The sequence below is a fragment of the Acinetobacter sp. TUM15064 genome, from assembly GCF_008980265.1.
Taxonomy (GTDB): domain Bacteria; phylum Pseudomonadota; class Gammaproteobacteria; order Pseudomonadales; family Moraxellaceae; genus Acinetobacter.
In genome coordinates this window covers 29,684-47,244 of sequence record NZ_BKFU01000025.1, presented here as the reverse complement: position 1 = coordinate 47,244, position 17,561 = coordinate 29,684, and the positions used below count along the sequence as shown (strand labels likewise).

General features: G+C 42.1%; 15 protein-coding genes and 2 tRNA genes. 13 read left to right on the top strand and 4 right to left on the bottom strand.

The features are described 5' to 3' along the window. The first annotated feature begins 100 nt into the window (after positions 1-100). From GBI16_RS09545 to GBI16_RS09525, 5 genes are all read left to right on the top strand, one after another. Positions 101-385: a hypothetical protein gene (locus tag GBI16_RS09545; protein WP_110974184.1), complete on the top strand. Its 285-nt coding sequence runs from the start codon at positions 101-103 to the stop codon at positions 383-385. Positions 386-529: 144 nt separating this feature from the next. Then, entirely contained in the window at positions 530-2,038 is a 1,509-nt protein-coding gene (gene gltX / locus GBI16_RS09540) for a glutamate--tRNA ligase (protein WP_086209058.1), read from the top strand. A gap of 92 nt (positions 2,039-2,130) precedes the next feature. After that, a tRNA-Glu gene (locus tag GBI16_RS09535) sits at positions 2,131-2,206 on the top strand. A 153-nt stretch (positions 2,207-2,359) separates the two neighbouring features. Beyond that, complete coding sequence (locus GBI16_RS09530) at positions 2,360-2,701, top strand: hypothetical protein (RefSeq protein ID WP_086209059.1); 342 nt, start codon at positions 2,360-2,362, stop codon at positions 2,699-2,701. A 143-nt stretch (positions 2,702-2,844) separates the two neighbouring features. Beyond that, the gene (locus GBI16_RS09525; protein ID WP_151706970.1) at positions 2,845-3,648 is read left to right on the top strand and encodes a DUF4198 domain-containing protein; all 804 of its coding nucleotides are present in this window, start codon (positions 2,845-2,847) and stop codon (positions 3,646-3,648) included. Positions 3,649-3,713: 65 nt separating this feature from the next. Here GBI16_RS09525 and ettA read toward each other — a convergent pair whose 3' ends face one another. Further along, the gene (gene ettA / locus GBI16_RS09520; RefSeq protein ID WP_086209193.1) at positions 3,714-5,375 is read right to left on the bottom strand and encodes an energy-dependent translational throttle protein EttA; all 1,662 of its coding nucleotides are present in this window, start codon (positions 5,373-5,375) and stop codon (positions 3,714-3,716) included. A gap of 295 nt (positions 5,376-5,670) precedes the next feature. Here ettA and GBI16_RS09515 point away from each other — a divergent pair, with 295 nt between their 5' ends. From GBI16_RS09515 to GBI16_RS09500, 4 genes are all read left to right on the top strand, one after another. After that, a complete protein-coding gene (locus tag GBI16_RS09515) occupies positions 5,671-6,948 on the top strand; it encodes an O-acetylhomoserine aminocarboxypropyltransferase/cysteine synthase family protein (protein WP_119063248.1) in 1,278 nt (425 codons plus the stop codon). 307 nt (positions 6,949-7,255) lie between these two features. Continuing rightward, positions 7,256-8,143 carry an SDR family NAD(P)-dependent oxidoreductase gene (locus GBI16_RS09510; RefSeq protein WP_086209061.1) on the top strand — a complete coding sequence of 296 codons (888 nt, stop codon included), beginning with the start codon at positions 7,256-7,258 and terminating at the stop codon, positions 8,141-8,143. Between the two features lie 117 nt (positions 8,144-8,260). Next, positions 8,261-8,584 carry a hypothetical protein gene (locus GBI16_RS09505; protein ID WP_151706969.1) on the top strand — a complete coding sequence of 108 codons (324 nt, stop codon included), beginning with the start codon at positions 8,261-8,263 and terminating at the stop codon, positions 8,582-8,584. 93 nt (positions 8,585-8,677) lie between these two features. Next, positions 8,678-8,995, top strand: coding sequence for a hypothetical protein (locus tag GBI16_RS09500; RefSeq protein WP_151706968.1), 318 nt, complete (start codon positions 8,678-8,680; stop codon positions 8,993-8,995). A 56-nt stretch (positions 8,996-9,051) separates the two neighbouring features. Here the strand turns inward: GBI16_RS09500 and GBI16_RS09495 are convergent, their stop codons facing one another. Then, positions 9,052-11,403: a Tex family protein gene (locus GBI16_RS09495; RefSeq protein ID WP_151706967.1), complete on the bottom strand. Its 2,352-nt coding sequence runs from the start codon at positions 11,401-11,403 to the stop codon at positions 9,052-9,054. Between the two features lie 335 nt (positions 11,404-11,738). On the opposite strand from GBI16_RS09495, the gene ompR reads away from it, so the two are divergent. The 4 genes from ompR to GBI16_RS09475 all read left to right on the top strand — a co-directional run bounded on the left by ompR (position 11,739) and on the right by GBI16_RS09475 (position 16,537). Next, entirely contained in the window at positions 11,739-12,503 is a 765-nt protein-coding gene (gene ompR / locus GBI16_RS09490) for a two-component system response regulator OmpR (protein ID WP_086209065.1), read from the top strand. A 303-nt stretch (positions 12,504-12,806) separates the two neighbouring features. Continuing rightward, on the top strand, positions 12,807-14,267 hold the full coding sequence (locus tag GBI16_RS09485; protein WP_086209066.1) for an ATP-binding protein: 1,461 nt from the start codon (positions 12,807-12,809) through the stop codon (positions 14,265-14,267). Positions 14,268-14,472: 205 nt separating this feature from the next. Beyond that, positions 14,473-15,990, top strand: a complete 1,518-nt coding sequence (locus GBI16_RS09480; protein ID WP_151706966.1) for an acetyl-CoA hydrolase/transferase family protein — start codon at positions 14,473-14,475, stop codon at positions 15,988-15,990. Between the two features lie 127 nt (positions 15,991-16,117). Continuing rightward, the gene (locus GBI16_RS09475; RefSeq protein WP_086209068.1) at positions 16,118-16,537 is read left to right on the top strand and encodes a GNAT family acetyltransferase; all 420 of its coding nucleotides are present in this window, start codon (positions 16,118-16,120) and stop codon (positions 16,535-16,537) included. 10 nt (positions 16,538-16,547) lie between these two features. On the opposite strand, the gene GBI16_RS09470 is transcribed toward GBI16_RS09475, so the two are convergent. Together GBI16_RS09470 and GBI16_RS09465 are read right to left on the bottom strand one after the other, a co-directional pair. Next, the gene (locus GBI16_RS09470; protein ID WP_151706965.1) at positions 16,548-17,300 is read right to left on the bottom strand and encodes a class I SAM-dependent methyltransferase; all 753 of its coding nucleotides are present in this window, start codon (positions 17,298-17,300) and stop codon (positions 16,548-16,550) included. A gap of 142 nt (positions 17,301-17,442) precedes the next feature. Beyond that, positions 17,443-17,518, bottom strand: a tRNA-Phe gene (locus GBI16_RS09465). Positions 17,519-17,561 lie beyond the last annotated feature (43 nt).

The window sequence follows — 17,561 nt, the reverse complement described above, 5'->3', positions numbered from 1 at the left end:
ACACTTTTTTATTGGTAAAACTGGTTAAATTGAAACTAGATTGAAAAAGACTTTTAATAAAAATCTGTTCTAATACCATGTTGAGAGGGGGAATAAGGACATGAAAGCAACATTTTTACACAGCGTTACTTTAAGTATCGGCTTGGCATGTATGAGCCAAATAGGACACAGCGCCGCAATTCAAAACAACGATAAAATTGCAATGCCTGCTGAAAAAACATCGTTGATTGAGAAAGCGCTCAGCCAACAAAAAAGTGGTGAAAAAAACACATTGACGGATACTGATTTAAAAATCATGACCTCAATTAAAGTTGCACCGACACAAAATTTCTTTGCTACACAAAACCAACGCTTCAGTCGTTTTGTGCAATCGCTCTTCCTCTAAATAAAAAAGCATCACATCAGCGCCTCTCTCAAGCAATGATGTTACCGATTAAAAGTCTGATCACGGAATGTTGAATTAAGCATTAAGTGGTCGGGCTTTTTCGTTATAATAGACCTCAATTTACATTCTGAATCATTATTGGCCATGACTGTTCGTACTCGTATTGCTCCCTCTCCAACAGGCTTCCCACATGTGGGCACAGCGTATATCGCATTATTTAACTTATGCTATGCCAAGCAACACGGTGGTGAATTTATTCTACGTATCGAAGATACCGACCAACTGCGTTCAACACCTGAATCTGAAAAAATGATTTTAGACTCTCTTCGTTGGTTAGGCCTAAATTGGTCAGAAGGTCCAGACATCGGTGGTCCACATGCACCATATCGCCAGTCTGAGCGAATGCATATCTATAAACAATATGCGCTTGATTTGGTTGAGAAAGGTCATGCATTTTACTGCTTTGCAACAAGCGAAGAACTTGATCAAATGCGTGCTGAACAGCAAGCCCGTGGTGAAACACCAAAGTATGATGGTCGTGGTTTAAAACTATCTGCCGAAGAAGTTCAAAGCAGACTTGCTGCAGGTGAGCCACATGTGATTCGAATGAAAGTACCTGAAGAAGGGATTTGTACAGTCAATGATTTGCTACGTGGCGAAGTAGAAATCCCTTGGGCACAAGTGGACATGCAAGTTTTATTGAAAACAGATGGCTTGCCAACCTATCACCTTGCCAATGTGGTCGATGACCATCTCATGCAAATTACTCACGTGTTCCGCGGTGAAGAATGGTTGCCTTCTGCACCAAAACACCAGCTCCTTTACCAATATTTTGGTTGGGAAATGCCTGTACTGGGTCATATGCCTTTGCTACGTAACCCAGACAAGTCAAAATTGTCAAAACGTAAAAATCCAACATCAATCACGTACTATAAAAACATTGGTGTCTTGCCAGAAGCCCTATTGAACTATTTAGGTCGTATGGGCTGGTCAATGCCAGATGAACGTGAAAAGTTCAATCTGGCTGAGATGATTGAGCATTTTGATATTCACCGTGTTTCTTTAGGTGGCCCAATTTTTGATGTAGAAAAACTCAATTGGCTCAATGGTCAATGGATCAAAGGCTTAAGCCCAGCTGAACTATTAGATACACTACTGGCATGGAAATCTGACCGCAAGATGCTCGAAGACATCGCAGCAGCGATTCAACCGCGGATCAACTTACTTTCAGAAGCCGTAAACTGGTCTGCGCACTACTTTAATCAGTTCCCCGCACTGAGCAAAGAACAGTTTGAAAGCAAAAAGTTGACCGAAGAGCAAGTTCGTCAGAGCCTTCAATTTGCGATTTGGCGCTTAGAAAGCATGTTTACGTGGAACAATGATACAGTAAGCCAAACATTGATGGACTTAGCCACCCAGATGGAGATTAAGCTGCGTGACTTTATGCCAGCGTTCTTTATTGCGATTGCAGGTTCGACTGCTTCAACCCCTGTGATGCAAACCATGGTTACCATCGGCCCTGACTTAACCTTCGCGCGCTTACGTCATGCACTTGAAATTGTAGGCGGTCCAAGCAAAAAAGAAGCAAAAGTATGGGAAAAACTAAATGAAAGCTTAAAATTGCCGAAAAATGATGCAGTTGATAACGCTTAATTGATTTTTTAGTTGACGCATGAACGTTATATCCCTAATATAGCGCTCACACAGAGAGACGGTGTTAACCACTCAACGTGATGCCTCAATAAGTCCCTATCGTCTAGAGGCCTAGGACATCGCCCTTTCACGGCGGTAACCGGGGTTCGAATCCCCGTAGGGACGCCATATTTAAGATGGCAACATCTGATAAAAAACCCAAGCATAATGACTTGGGTTTTTTATTGCCTGAAATTTCTTAGCCATCCATTCCAACGCTTTTTTTGGCTTTCTGCACTAATCCGATTAGAATACAACATAGATTAGAATTTCGGAGTCGTCATGCAATACCGCTGTCCTCAATGCCAAAGTCCAAAAATTATGCCTGTTGCTCAAGCAGGCGCTCCAGCAGCACGTCCAGTTGTGCCTAAAAGTTTAGTTTTTCTAATCCCTGCTATCTTTGTGTTATTACTTCTGGTGTTAATTAGCATTGCAATGTGGATCTTTGGGGATGGTGCAGGCTCAACACTTCAAATTGCAACAGTTGTCGTGTTTATCGTATGTGTAGTTGCGGGTTTCTTGTTTTACCGAGATCTTCCAGATTTTAAAATTTCGATGCAAGGCTTTATGCAATCCCAAAAAAAATGGAAATGCCGCGAATGCGACCATGAGTGGGAAATTTAAATCCCCTCCTAATATCAGCAGATCAAGGAGAGGCCAAGCTCTCCTTTTTCTTCAGGCAAATTATAAATAATAATTATTATCAAATGGTATTTTTTCTCGATATAATCAACCCACTTTTTGATTATATTCGGAACTTTATTGCCATGAGAAATATGCTCTTTTGTGCGCTTGCTCTAAGCACTGCGACTCAAGCCCATGAACCCTATGTCGCACCCTTAGCCTATCTCACAGAGAATACCCAAGTTCCTGTTCTCAGTGCTTATGCAGAACAAGCTTTTCATCCTGAATACGCTTTAAAAGATACATCCTTCACTATTTTTCAGCCCAACCAAACTCAAAGTGCCGTTCAACCCGTAAAAAATTTAGACTCAGCAGCAACGTTTGATCTCAAACTTCCTGAAAAGGGTACCTATACCATTTTCGCAAAGACTTCGTATCCAATTGATTACGTACAACACAATCGTCAGTGGAAAATTTTTGCCGATGTAGCAGCAGACAAAGTTCCTGCTCTGAGTGAGCGTGACTATGTCATTCCAAGTGACTTTAAAGGTAAAGTGCCAAGCAAGGTCTCTACGGTTCGTGAATGGAGCATTCAAAGCTATGTCAGCAAGGACAGCACCTCACCTGTCGCTATAACACCAGCCCCAATTCAAGTCAACTTTAAAACCCATCCCAACCAAATCACGGTACAACAACCTGTACAACTGCAAATTACGCAAGCAGGCAAAGCTCTTGCGCATGCAGAGCTTATGGTTCGCGCTCAAGGTGAGCTTGAACAGCAAGCCAAAAGCACACCTGTTGATGCACAAGGCAATGCCACGCTCACTTTTGAACAGGCTGGACAATACTTGATTGAAGTGAGCGAAAAGGTCAATGCCAAAGCAAAACCTAAAAATCAGTATTACAGCATTATCAGCTTACAAGTGAATGTCTCTAAAACTCCTTAGAAAACAATTAACAAACATAAAAAAACCAGCCCGAAGGCTGGTTTTTTTATTGGCTAACGACAGTATTAACCGCCAATTTTCTTGTATTTAGTACGTTTTTGTACAGCATCTTCACCTAAACGAGCCAAGCGGTATGCTTCATACTCGGCATAGTTGCCTTCATAAAACTCAGGCTGTTCGTTCTCAAACGACAAGATATGCGTTGCAATACGGTCAAGGAACCAACGGTCATGCGATACCACCATTACCGTGCCTGGGAATACAAGAATTGCATCCTCAAGTGCACGTAAAGTTTCGATATCCAAATCGTTCGATGGCTCATCCAGTAAGATGACATTAGCGCCCATTTGCAGGATTTTCGCCAGTTGTAAACGGTTACGCTCACCACCTGACAATTCACCTACACGTTTTTGCTGATCTTGGCCTTTAAAGTTAAAACGGCCAATATAAGCACGTGATGCAATTTCGTATTCGCCAATTCTTAGGATATCCAAACCGCCAGAAACTTCTTCCCAAACGGTTTTGTTGTTATCCAAAGTATCACGGATCTGACCCACATAAGCGACTTTAACCGACTCACCTAGTGTCACCGTACCTGTATCAGGCTGTTGTTCACCCGTCATCATACGGAACAGTGTGGTTTTACCCGCACCGTTTGGACCCACAATACCCACAATTGCTGTAGGTGGTACGGTAAAGCTGAGGTTTTCGTAGAGTACGCGACCATCAAATGATTTGCTGATGCCTTCGACTTCAACCACTTTATTGCCTAGACGCGGACCAGGTGGAATATAGATTTCAGACGTTTCATTACGCTGTTGGAACTCACGTGAGTTAAGTTCTTCAAAACGCTCCATACGTGCTTTGTTTTTCTTTTGTTGACCTTTAGCATTTGAACGAACCCATTCCAGTTCTTTTTTCAATGCTTTAGCAAAAGATTCTTCTTGCTTCTGTTCTTGCTCTAAACGTGCATTCTTTTGCTCTAACCAAGCAGAATAGTTGCCTTGATATGGAATACCCATACCGCGGTCAAGCTCAAGAATCCATTCAGCGACGTTATCCAAGAAATAACGGTCGTGCGTAATCGCCACAATCGTGCCCGCGAAGTCTTTCAAGAAACGCTCTAACCAAGATACAGACTCTGCATCCAAGTGGTTCGTCGGTTCGTCTAGAAGCAACATGTCTGGCTTAGATAAAAGCAAACGACATAATGCAACACGACGACGCTCACCACCTGATAGTAAAGTTACGTCTGCATCCCAAGCTGGAAGGTTCAATGCTGCAGCAGCTTGATCCATTTGGTTACTCAGGTTATGTGCATCCCATGAGTGAATAATCGCTTCTAATTTTTCTTGCTCTTTTGCCAATTTGTCAAAGTCTGCGTCTTCAGCCGCATATTCAGCAAATACTTCATCCAAGCGTGCCAAAGCATCTAATGGTTCACGTAAACCATCTTCAACGTTACCGCGAACATCTTTATTTGGATCGAGTGGTGGTTCTTGCTCTAAATAGCCGATTTTGATACCCGGTTGCGCACGAGCTTCACCAGAGAAATCTTTGTCTACGCCAGCCATAATACGAAGCAAGGTCGATTTACCTGCACCGTTTAAACCAAGCACACCAATTTTTGCACCCGGGAAAAATGACAAAGAGATGTCTTTCAAGATTTCGCGCTTAGGCGGAACCATCTTAGACACTCGGTTCATCGTATAAATATATTGGGCCACGCAGGACTCCTCAATAGAAAACCAAAAAATCGCAAAACAGCGAAAAATATTTTGGGGCATTATACGATGAATGCGCTGAAAAAATAAGGCATTAAACCGATCTTCAATGCAATGTTACAACTTTCAGTTCGAGTGTTTTTTAAACGCTTGTTTTCAGCAGTTTTTATATGCTTACCAAGTTAAAACTTACACTTCATTATGAAAATTTTAGATAAACATTCATATTTTTTTGCAATTTCACTTATATTCATTAATGGTAGACTGTGTAATATTTAACTCACGCAGATGAAGTCACATGACCTATAAAGACGAAACTTTGGCTATCCATGCTGGTTATAGCCCTGAGGCCACCACTAAAGCTGTGGCTGTGCCGATTTACCAAACGACCTCGTATGCCTTTGATAATACGCAACACGGCGCTGACCTATTTGACCTGAAAGTCCAAGGCAATATTTATACCCGTATTATGAATCCAACCACTGCGGTGCTCGAACAGCGTCTAGCCGCACTCGAGGGAGGTATTGGAGCTTTGGCTTTGGCTTCGGGCATGGCTGCCATTACTTATGCTATTCAAACCATTGCTGAGGCAGGTGACAACATTGCTTCAGTGTCGACCTTGTACGGTGGCACTTATAACCTGTTTGCCCACACTCTGCCGAAACAAGGCATTGAGGTACGCTTCTTTGATTATCAAGATCCAGAAGCCCTACGTGGCTTAATTGATGAAAAAACCAAGTTGGTTTTTGTTGAATCCATTGGCAATCCACTGGGCAATATTATCGACCTAGAAGCAATTGCCAAAATCGCCCACGAATATGGAGTACCTGTAGTGGTCGATAATACGGTTGCAACCCCTGCTTTGCTTAAACCGTTTGAATATGGTGCTGACATCGTGATTCACTCGCTCACTAAATATATTGGTGGACATGGCAATTCGATTGGCGGTGCGATTGTTGATAGTGGCAAGTTTCCTTGGGGCAAATATCCTGAGCGCTTTAAAGTGCTGAATACACCCGACCCAAGTTATCACGGCGTGAACTATGTTGAAGCTTTGGGCGAAGCAGCCTATATTGCTCGCGCTCGTGTCGTTCCATTGCGCAATACTGGCGCTGCGATTAGCCCACTCAGTGTGTTCCTGATTCTGCAAGGCTTAGAAACACTCAACTTGCGTATGGAACGTCACATCTTCAATGCGCAGAAAGTCGCAGAATATTTACAAGCCCATCCCAAAGTAAAATGGGTTAACTATGCTGGATTGAAAGATCACCCTCAGCATGGCTTGGCACAAAAATATGTCAAAGGGCAGCCTTCCGCAATTTTATCTTTTGGGGTACAAGATGGCCTTGAAGGTGGGACACGTTTTATTGATGCCCTACAACTGTTTACACGCTTAGTTAATATTGGCGATGCCAAAAGTTTAGCGTGCCACCCTGCAACGACCACGCATCGTCAGTTGAATGAAGCGGAATTGCTATCAGCAGGCGTGAGTACAGATATGGTGCGCCTATCCATAGGGATTGAACATATTGATGATTTAATTGCAGATTTAGAGCAAGCCTTAGCCCAAGTCTGAAATGCATCCTACAAAATAAAAGCCTCAATCACATGATTGAGGCTTTTTATACAGCTGTCTTTTATATTTATAGCCCTTTAATTTCATTTTGATTCGTGATAAAAGTTAATTATTAGAATAAGCAAAATAGAGTTTTTACTCTAAAATTATTTATTAATTCAATAACTTATGCCGTGATATTTTGAAGCAGTTTAGGTATCATATTGTTAAGGAAAGCAGCTGCATTGGTCCAAAAATCCAGCATAAATAATCGAATACAAAAACAGCCATAACCCTCAAATATTCTATTTAGATCAGGAAAGATAAAGTGAATTCAAGAATTGATAGACTTTTTAAAGAACGTGTAAACGGAAAAACCGTCTTAATTACAGGTGCTTCAAGTGGTATTGGTTTAACAGTTGCACATAAACTGGCTGATGCAGGCGCACATGTACTATTAGTTTCACGCACCAAAGAAACCTTAGAAGAAGTCAAAGCAGATATCGAAGCCAAAGGTGGTTCAGCTACGGTTTTCCCTTGTGACTTAAATGATTTAGATTCCATTGATGAAGTTTCTAAACAAATTTTAGCTTCAGTAGATCATATTGATATTTTGATTAACAACGCAGGACGCTCAATTCGCCGCGCGGTACATGAGTCAACAGAGCGCTTTCATGATTTTGAACGCACCATGCAGCTCAACTACTTTGGTGCTGTGCGTTTAGTGATGAACATCTTGCCACAAATGATGATTCGTCGTGATGGTCATATTATTAACATTAGCTCAATTGGTGTATTGGCAAATGCTACCCGTTTCTCAGCGTATGTAGCATCTAAAGCTGCTTTGGATGCGTTCAGCCGTTGTCTCTCAGCCGAAGTACATTCACATAAAATTGCGATTACGTCAGTGTATATGCCTTTAGTCCGCACGCCGATGATTGCACCAACAAAAATTTATAAGTACGTACCCACGCTTTCACCTGAACAAGCAGCAGATTTAGTCGCGTACGCGATTGTGAAGCGCCCGAAGAAAGTCGCAACCAACCTCGGTCGTTTGGCATCTATCACTTATTCAATTGCACCAGACATCAACAACAAACTCATGTCGATTGGCTATAACTTATTCCCAAGCTCTAGCGCATCGGTAGGTGAGCCACAAAAACTCAACTGGGTACAAAAAGCGTATGCACGCTTATTCCCAGGTGAACACTGGTAAGTTTCCTGATCATGACCCAGCTTTTCATTGAAAGGCTGGGTTTGCACATTTTGCAAGTTTTAACAGATCGTTAAGAAATAAAATCCAATATAAAAATAAGAAGAAAAGGAGAGAAAAATGCAGGCACTTTATATTTTCAAACTCTTTTGTTTCATTTTTGCCTCACTTATGGCTTTTAATCTATATATAGAACTTCGTCTTCCTGATCATTCAATTTGGCAAGTTATGGTTTATGGCGGGCTAATGATGATTTTGATCGAACTTGCTTTCAGTAGCCGACTCGCTGCCCAATGCTCAAGCTCTCATTTAAACAATAAAAATCACACAGACTCTACACCAGTAAAAACTCCCCCACCGTCTCGTTTATATAGCAATATTTTATTAAAAATAGGGCTGATATCGACGCTTTCAGGGCTACTTGCTCAAAGTGTAATAAACTAGAGACCCACTATTTTTTATAGACAAAAATAAAGATGACGATGCAATCTCACATTTTGTGTTATAAACAGCCGTCATTTTTTGTTTTGTGAGTCTATGCGCAATTTTTCTTTCGTCCTGCAATACGTATGTATCGCCTTTGCGATTTACCTCAGCTACCGCGTAGGCAGCAGCCTGTATTTACAAGATTATGTGATGATGGATGTCGTGGCCAATATCGGCACGATTCTGATCTGTATCGACCTTGCTGTTTTCCTTTGGCATAGTCGTAGCACGCAAGCTATGAGCCTGAAAGATTATGCGACGAGACTAGAACAACCTGCACCGACTTTTGTCAAAGTATGTCGAAAGCTAGGGCATTTTGGCATTATGCTAATCATCACCAGTTGGATCGTGCCAATCATCAACGGATAAAAGAAACCATAAAAAAACCTCCCACTTGGGAGGTTTTTTTATTTAAACATTAAAGATTATTTAGAACCTTTAATCCCCGCTTGAAGCAACAATGCACCTAAACCACCAATTTTATTTTCTTGAGGTTTAGTCGCTTGTGGCTTCTTGTTTGTTTGAGTGCGCTCGCCTTGCGGACGTGCTTGTTGTGGACGTTTACCTTGTGGTTTACGTTCACTACGCTCTGCATTTTCACGGCGTGGTTGACGTACAGCTTTAGGCGCATCAGCACCTTCAGGGCGCATCGACAAATTCACACGATTACGCTCCGCATCTACACTGAGTACACGCACTTGCACAATTTGACCTGGTTTCGCCACTTTATGCGGATCTGCAACAAATTCATTCGCCAATTCTGAAATATGGACCAAACCGTCTTGGTGTACACCCACATCCACAAAAGCACCGAAGTTCGTCACATTGGTCACAACACCTTCAAGCTGCATGCCTTCTGCTAGCTGCGCTACTTCCGTAATGTCTTCACGGAATTTTGCGGTACGGAACTCTGGACGCGGATCACGACCTGGTTTTTCCAGTTCAGACAACACATCTTGAATGGTTGGTAGACCAAATTTCTCATCTGTAAATTCTTCTGCATTCACTTGGCGAATAATTTCAGAGTTACCAATGATGTCTTTCACTGTTGTCGCTTTCGCTTCAACAATTTTAGCAACCAATGCATAAGACTCTGGGTGAACTGCAGAAGCATCCAATGGCTCTGAACCATCTTGAATACGTAAGAAACCTGCCGCTTGTTCAAAAGTACGCTCGCCTAAACGTGGCACTTTCTTCAAATCTTGGCGGTTGTCAAAACGACCATTTTCTTTGCGGAAATCGACAATTTGCTGTGCAATCGACTTATTCAAACCTGCGATATAACCCAAAATAGCAGATGATGCAGTATTAACATCCACCCCCACCGAGTTCACACAGTCTTCAACCACCGCTTCAAGCGTTTTTGCCAAACCAGTTTGGTTCACATCATGTTGGTACTGACCTACACCAATCGACTTTGGATCAATTTTTACCAGCTCAGCCAATGGATCTTGTAAACGACGTGCAATCGACACAGCACCACGAATCGACACATCTAGCTCTGGTAGCTCCGCAGATGCCAATTCAGATGCTGAATAAACTGATGCACCCGCTTCTGATACTGAAACACGGGTCAGTTTTAAATCACTGTTTGCAGCCATCATTTCAGCCACAACGCTTTCTGTTTCACGGCTTGCTGTACCATTGCCAATGGCAATCAGGTCAACATTGAACTCGCGACATAAACGCGCCAGTTCTGCAATTGAACCTGCTTTATCTTCTTTAGGTGCAAATGGATAAACCGTGCTATGTGCAAGTACATCACCTGATGCATTCACCACAGCCAATTTCACCCCTGTACGGATGCCAGGGTCTACACCTAAGGTTGTACGTGCACCCGCAGGTGCAGACAACAATAAATGACGTAAATTTTCAGCGAAAACATCCATTGCTTCAGATTCAGCTGCGAGACGTTTTTCGGTAAGCAACGAGTGTTCGATACTTGGACGAACCTTGCCTAACCAGAACAATTTTGCCGTTTGCTTTAAGTAATCTTGACGTGCTTGCGGCTGTGCAGTTTCAAGGCTGTATTCTGTTTCAATACGCGCCAATGCTGCATCATCTTCGCCATCAACTTTTAAACCTAAAACGTTTTCTTGACGACCACGTAACATCGCCAATAAACGGTGTGATGGGACTTTGTTTAAATTTTCAGAAAAATCGAAGTAATCGCGGAATTTTTTGCCAACTTCTTTTTTCTCATCACTTGCCACTAAACTTTTTAAAGTGGCTGTTTTTGCAAACATTGCTTTAAGTTCAGTTGTCAGTGCAATATTCTGCGCCCAGTCATCAATTAAAATATGTTGAATCGCATCCAACTGACTTTCTAGATCTGGATAATCTTCATGGCTAAAGCCTGCCAATGCTTCAGCAGGATCAACCGCTTCTGCAAAGATTTTTTCTGCAATCGGGCCCAAGCCTGCTTCTTTAGCTTTAAATGATTTACTGGTCCGTTTTGGACGGTACGGTGCGTAAATTTCTTCTAAGGCATTTTTAGTTTCAGCAGCATTTACACGTGCCAACAAATCATCAGACAATTTATCTTGTTCTTTTAATGATTCGATTACCTTTTCGCGACGTTCAAATAAATCACGCAAATAAGCCAAACGTGTATCGAGCTGACGTAACTGCGCATCGTCCAAGCCTTGCGTGACTTCTTTACGGTAACGCGCAATAAATGGAACGCTAGCACCTTCATCAATCAACTTGATGGCAGCCTCGATTTGATTTGGACGTACGGCAATTTCTTTTGCCAACTGCTGAACTAAGTCAGTCATCGTATGTGATCCCACAAGGATATGTACTAAAAGCCATGATTATAAAGACCAAGACTATAAAATCCACAACTGTTTTATGAATTTCACCGCTTAAATGTGACATATTTCGGGCAAATTTCATAAATCCATATTATTTTCAGTGTTAAATCTTATTTTTAGTCATTCTTTGCCATGTTTTTCTATGGGCTAAGATGTATACATTTGGTATCTATGTCTTGATTTTACCTGCAATATTTGTTGCTTTAGAGCATAGTAAAGACATACAAATGAGTCGTATACTCAAGACTACCCCGACTTTTGTTTACGATGACAATAAAGAATAAAGGAGCACTTCAATGAGTTTAGTTGTACCTGCTGAAAAAACAGATGCCGTACATAACGACGCCGATCGCGTTGAACGCATTTTAGTGGTAGATGACGATGTACGTTTACGTACGCTACTCCAACGCTTTTTAGAAGATAAAGGCTTTGTGGTAAAAACAGCGCATGACGCAACCCAAATGGATCGTCTCTTACAGCGCGAACTGTTTTCACTGATTGTGCTCGACTTCATGCTCCCTGTAGAAGATGGCTTAAGTATCTGCCGTCGTCTACGCCAATCCAATATTGACACACCTATCATCATGCTGACCGCACGTGGCAGTGATTCAGACCGTATTGCAGGCCTAGAAGCAGGTGCAGATGACTATTTACCGAAACCATTTAATCCAAATGAGTTGTTAGCACGTATTCGCGCCGTATTACGCCGCCAAGTCCGTGAAGTTCCAGGTGCACCAAGCCAACAAATGGAAGTGGTCAGCTTTGGTCCATGGTCACTTGATTTATCAACACGTACCCTAACGCGTGAAGGTCAAGTCGTGACTTTAACTACAGGTGAGTTTGCGGTACTGAAAGCCTTGGTACAACACCCACGTGAGCCTTTGACTCGCGACAAATTGATGAACCTTGCGCGTGGCCGTGAATGGGGTGCAATGGAACGTTCGATTGATGTCCAAGTATCTCGCCTACGTCGTCTAGTAGAAGAAAACCCTGCTCGTGCGCGTTATATCCAAACCGTTTGGGGTGTGGGTTATGTCTTTGTTCCAGATGGCGCGGAATAATTCAAAACTGAAAAATACGGCTTTGGTCTTTTAAAGCTGAGTAGTAATAATAGGCACGACGGAGTCCTAAAATTAAGCTCAACTTTATCGATTAACCTGCGGTTCGCCTTACTTTTGTTTCGACAAAAGTAAGCAAAACCATTGCCATCTGCAAAACTCGGCATATTTCTGCATTTCAACATCATACTCGCAGAAACTTTATAACATTCAGAGCTCCTGCCTCGAACAATTGCAGATGACTTTTCGCGTATCGCATACCTGTCACCATTGAACTATGTCACTTACATAGAAACAGGAAATCACGTGAAACTCGAACCCATCGACCCTCAAAAATTTACAGATTACGAAGCTTACTCAGAGAGAAAGCGCACGCGTTGGGAACGGTTTCTCGACAAAATTAAGCCACGCTCTGCTGCCATGCGCACCACTGTGCTGGTGTTGTTTGTGGTGTTCTTTAGCTTATTTATGTCCTTGTGGTTCTTTTGGCGAACTTTATATCTACCTGAAATTCAACAACACGCCCGCTATCTTGCGGTTGAATTAGAAATACTAAACAACCCTGATTTGCGTATTTATCATAAAGATGCGGAAGTTGATGTCGATGACTGGCTAAGAAGTCGGGTGGGCATTGAATACGTTACCAACCCCAAAGAATATCCAAATGTCAAAGACAAGGTGATTGCTGAATTCTTTACCAACCAAATTGAAGCCAAGCTCGCCAAAGAGCTGAATGTAGAACATGCTACAGTTTATTTTCAATTTAAGCCCAGTCCGCGGATTTGGATTCAAACCCCAGAAATGAATGGTAACTGGGTACGTGAACCACTCAAAACCTATGCCAACTATAGTCCAGAGCTGATTTTTGGCTGGTTACTTGGTGTTCCCCTGATTGCAGCGGCCATTATTCTAACCCTTGTTCGCCAACTTAACCGCCCGCTACGTCGACTGCAAAATGCTGCCAATAATTACAGTAAGACAGGAAAAGCCCCTTATCTCGAGACCAACCATGGGCCACAAGAAATCCGTGAGGTCAATCAGGCTTTTAACCACATGATCTATACCTTAGATCAAACTGAACGTGACCGTCGAATTATGTTGGCAGGGATTTCCCACGACTTACGTACACCATTGACCCGCATCCGACTCAGTGCAGAAATGATGCCTGATGATGATTTTTTAAAAGAAGGTCTGATTTATGATGTCGAGGACATGGATGCGATCTTAAATCAGTTCATTTCCTATATGCGCGACGGTTCAGATGAGGAAATCCAAGACACCGATTTAAATATGTTGTTACAAGAATTGGTGGTGCAGTTCAAACCTCTAGATATTCGTTTTGACGCAACAGAACTCCCCATTATTCAAGCACGCAGTTTATCTCTCAAACGCCTAATCGGTAATCTCATCAATAATTCAAAACGTTATGGTGCTGAACCTATTGAACTCTCCGCAACACTTGAAAATGAACACATTTTAATTAGCGTAGCGGATCATGGCGAAGGGATCCCAGAAGACCAAATTGAAGAGCTCATGCAACCTTTTGTCCGTGGTAATGAAGCCCGAACCGTACAAGGTAGTGGCTTAGGTCTCGCGATTGTGAAGCGAATTGTGGATATTCATCAAGGCGAATTGATTATTCATAATCGTGAACAAGGTGGACTCGAAGCAATTATTTCTCTCCCCTTAAATACTCAGCAAGATGTTGAAATTTCAAACAACAATCCGCTCGAAAAACTCAAGCAAACACTAGTAGAGCATTTTTAATATTGAACAATAGTTGAGCAAATGATTTTGTTCAACTATTCAACAATTTAATTTTACCAAATATATTTCAAATACTTACAAATCATCAGAAAAGCTTATACCCACATTTTTTCAAAAAATTAGACCTTAGCCTAACAGGTATGCACAATGTCGTTCTTGATCGGTACAATCGGTGCCAGATCCAGAATATTAACGAGAGTAAACCATGTCTTTAGATCGTATCCGTTTAGCTTCACTTCACGATAAAGTCATCAGTGCAGAAGAAGCGTCTGCTTTTATTGAAGATGGCATGACTGTAGGGATGAGTGGCTTCACTCGTGCAGGCGAAGCGAAAGCTGTACCTTTGGCATTGGTTAAACGTGCGCACACAAATCCTTTAAAAATCACACTAATTACAGGCGCTTCTTTAGGCAATGACCTAGACAAGCAATTGACTGAAGCAGGTGTATTGGCACGTCGTTTACCGTTCCAAGTAGACAACACTTTACGTAAAGCAATCAACAAAGGCGAAGTGATGTTCATTGACCAACACTTGTCTGAAACTGTTGAACAAATGCGTAACCTTCAGTTGAGAAAACCTGATATTGCTGTGATTGAAGCAGTCGCAATTACTGAAGATGGTGGCATCATTCCTACAACGTCTGTCGGCAACTCTGCAAGCTTCGCCATTTTTGCTGAAAAAGTCATTGTTGAAATCAACACCAACTTAAGCCCTGCTTTTGAAGGCTTACACGATATTTATATTCCAACTTACCGTCCAACACGCCAACCGATTCCACTAACTCAAGTCGATGAGCGTATTGGTACACATGCAATCAATATCGACCCTGCAAAAATTGTCGGTATCGTCATCAACAACGACTTACACGACTCTCCATCTACCGTAACGGCACCAGATGATGAAACTCAAGGTATTGCAGATCACCTCATTGCTTTCTTTGAAAAAGAAGTAGCTGAAAATCGCTTACCTAAAAACTTAGGCCCATTACAAGCAGGGATTGGCTCAATTGCCAATGCTGTACTTACAGGCCTTAAAGATTCAAACTTCGAAGACTTGGTCATGTACTCAGAAGTACTCCAAGACTGTACCTTTGAATTGATTGATGCGGGTAAAATGAAATTTGCATCAGGTTCTTCAATTACCCTTTCTGCTAAATATGGCGAGAAAGTATTTAATAACCTTGAAGCATACAAAGATAAGTTAGTACTGCGCCCACAAGAGATTTCAAACCACCCTGAATTGGTTCGTCGTCTTGGCATTATCGGCATCAATACTGCACTTGAGTTCGACATTTACGGTAACGTAAACTCAACTCACGTTTGCGGTACGAAAATGATGAATGGTATTGGTGGTTCAGGTGACTTCGCCCGTAATGCACACTTGGCAATTTTCGTGACCAAATCAATTGCAAAAGGCGGAGATATTTCATCAATCGTTCCATTCGCCTCTCACGTAGACCATGCTGAACATGACGTTGACATCCTAGTCACTGAACAAGGTTTGGCTGACCTTCGTGGTTTAGCACCACGTGAGCGTGCACGTGCGATTATCGACAACTGTGCTCACCCACTTTACCGTGATGCATTAAATGACTACTTCACACGTTCATGTGAGAAAGGCGGTCATACTCCTCATATCCTTCGTGAAGCATTGTCTTGGCATTCTAACTTTGAAGAAACAGGTCACATGCTTCCTGTACAAGCAGAAGCAAAATCGGCTTAATTCAAAGCTTTAAAAAACGCCCAGTTGGGCGTTTTTTTATATCTGATGAAAAGTGTAATAAAACACTTATCAAAATAAAAAAACTCAATTAATCTAAAGGCATCCAAAAAATAAAAATGCCAAGCTCATGTTCATTATTCGCCCCTATTTCGAAACCGATTTAGAAGACGTCATTGCCCTCTGGGAGGTGTGTGACCTCACTCGCCCGTGGAACAACCCTGAAATTGATATTTTTAGAAAGACTGCACAAAAAGATGGTCTGTTTTTATTGGCTGTCAAAGATGAGCAACTGATCGCAACCTTGATGGGGGGTTATGACGGTCACCGTGGTTGGATTAATTATTTGGCGGTACATCCACACTTCCAACGTAATGGGGTCGCAACCGCACTCATACAGCAGCTAGAAAAGCGCCTGATTGCTTTGGGCTGCCCCAAACTACAGTTGCTTGTACGTAAAGAAAATATCGACGTGCAGAGCTTCTATGAACAACTGGGCTATGAAGAAATTGATGTGGTCTGTTTTGGGAAACGCTTGATTACCGATTAAGCATAGACATTTAATGCACCGATACCGCTAGACGCCCCAATCTTACAAAAATTGGAAATGTAAGTTCAAAGATTTGGCTCACATGATCATCAAGCGCAAAAAATACTTTTAACTCGTATAAAGGGTCATCGGCATTTTTCAGTCGATAATGCTTCAACGCAGACCAAGTATTGAAATAATCCAACAATTGGTCAGCAGACCACTGAAACGACATCGACAATTCAGGCATGGGAATTTCTTCATAGGGAAAGGGAATCGTTTGATAGGCCTCGTCGATATAACATCGCTCAGCATCCCAATAGCCTTTCAATGTTCTAAAATAGAGCCTTTCGATACAAGCTTGTAGCTCAGGATGTTGCAGTTGAATAAGGCCATAGCCAATGACAGCGAGAACTCCATCTGATTTTAATGTGCGATTCACCTCTGCATAAAACCGATCAAAATTAAACCAGTGAATGGCTTGTGCCACTGTAATTAAATCAAAACTCTGCTCAGCAAAGCTGGTGTGCTCTGCGGACTGAACTTGATAACTGACATTTTCAAAATATGGCGCATGCTGTAACTGCTGGGTACTGATATCTGTCGCCACCACGGCATCAAAATAAGGTGCCAACAGTTGAGTCAGCTGTCCCGACCCCGCACCACAATCCCATGCAAATTGCGGAGTAACTACATACTTGAGTATTTCTTGAATCAAACTCGCTGGATAACTCGGACGTGCCAATTGATAAAGCGAACTTCCTGATGAAAATAAATCTTTCATAAGCCACCCTCAATCTTATTTTTGATTCGAAATTAACACACCCTCCAGCACGAAAAGCATAATTTTGTCCAACATCCAATCAGATGGAATTTTTATTCAAACGAAAAAAAGCCCCAAACAATGTTTGAGGCTTTTTTGAATATGGTGGCGAGACCCAGGATCGAACTGGGGACACACGGATTTTCAATCCGTTGCTCTACCTACTGAGCTATCACGCCGATGCCGTGTATTAAGCCGTATCTCGGATGAATAGTCAATAAA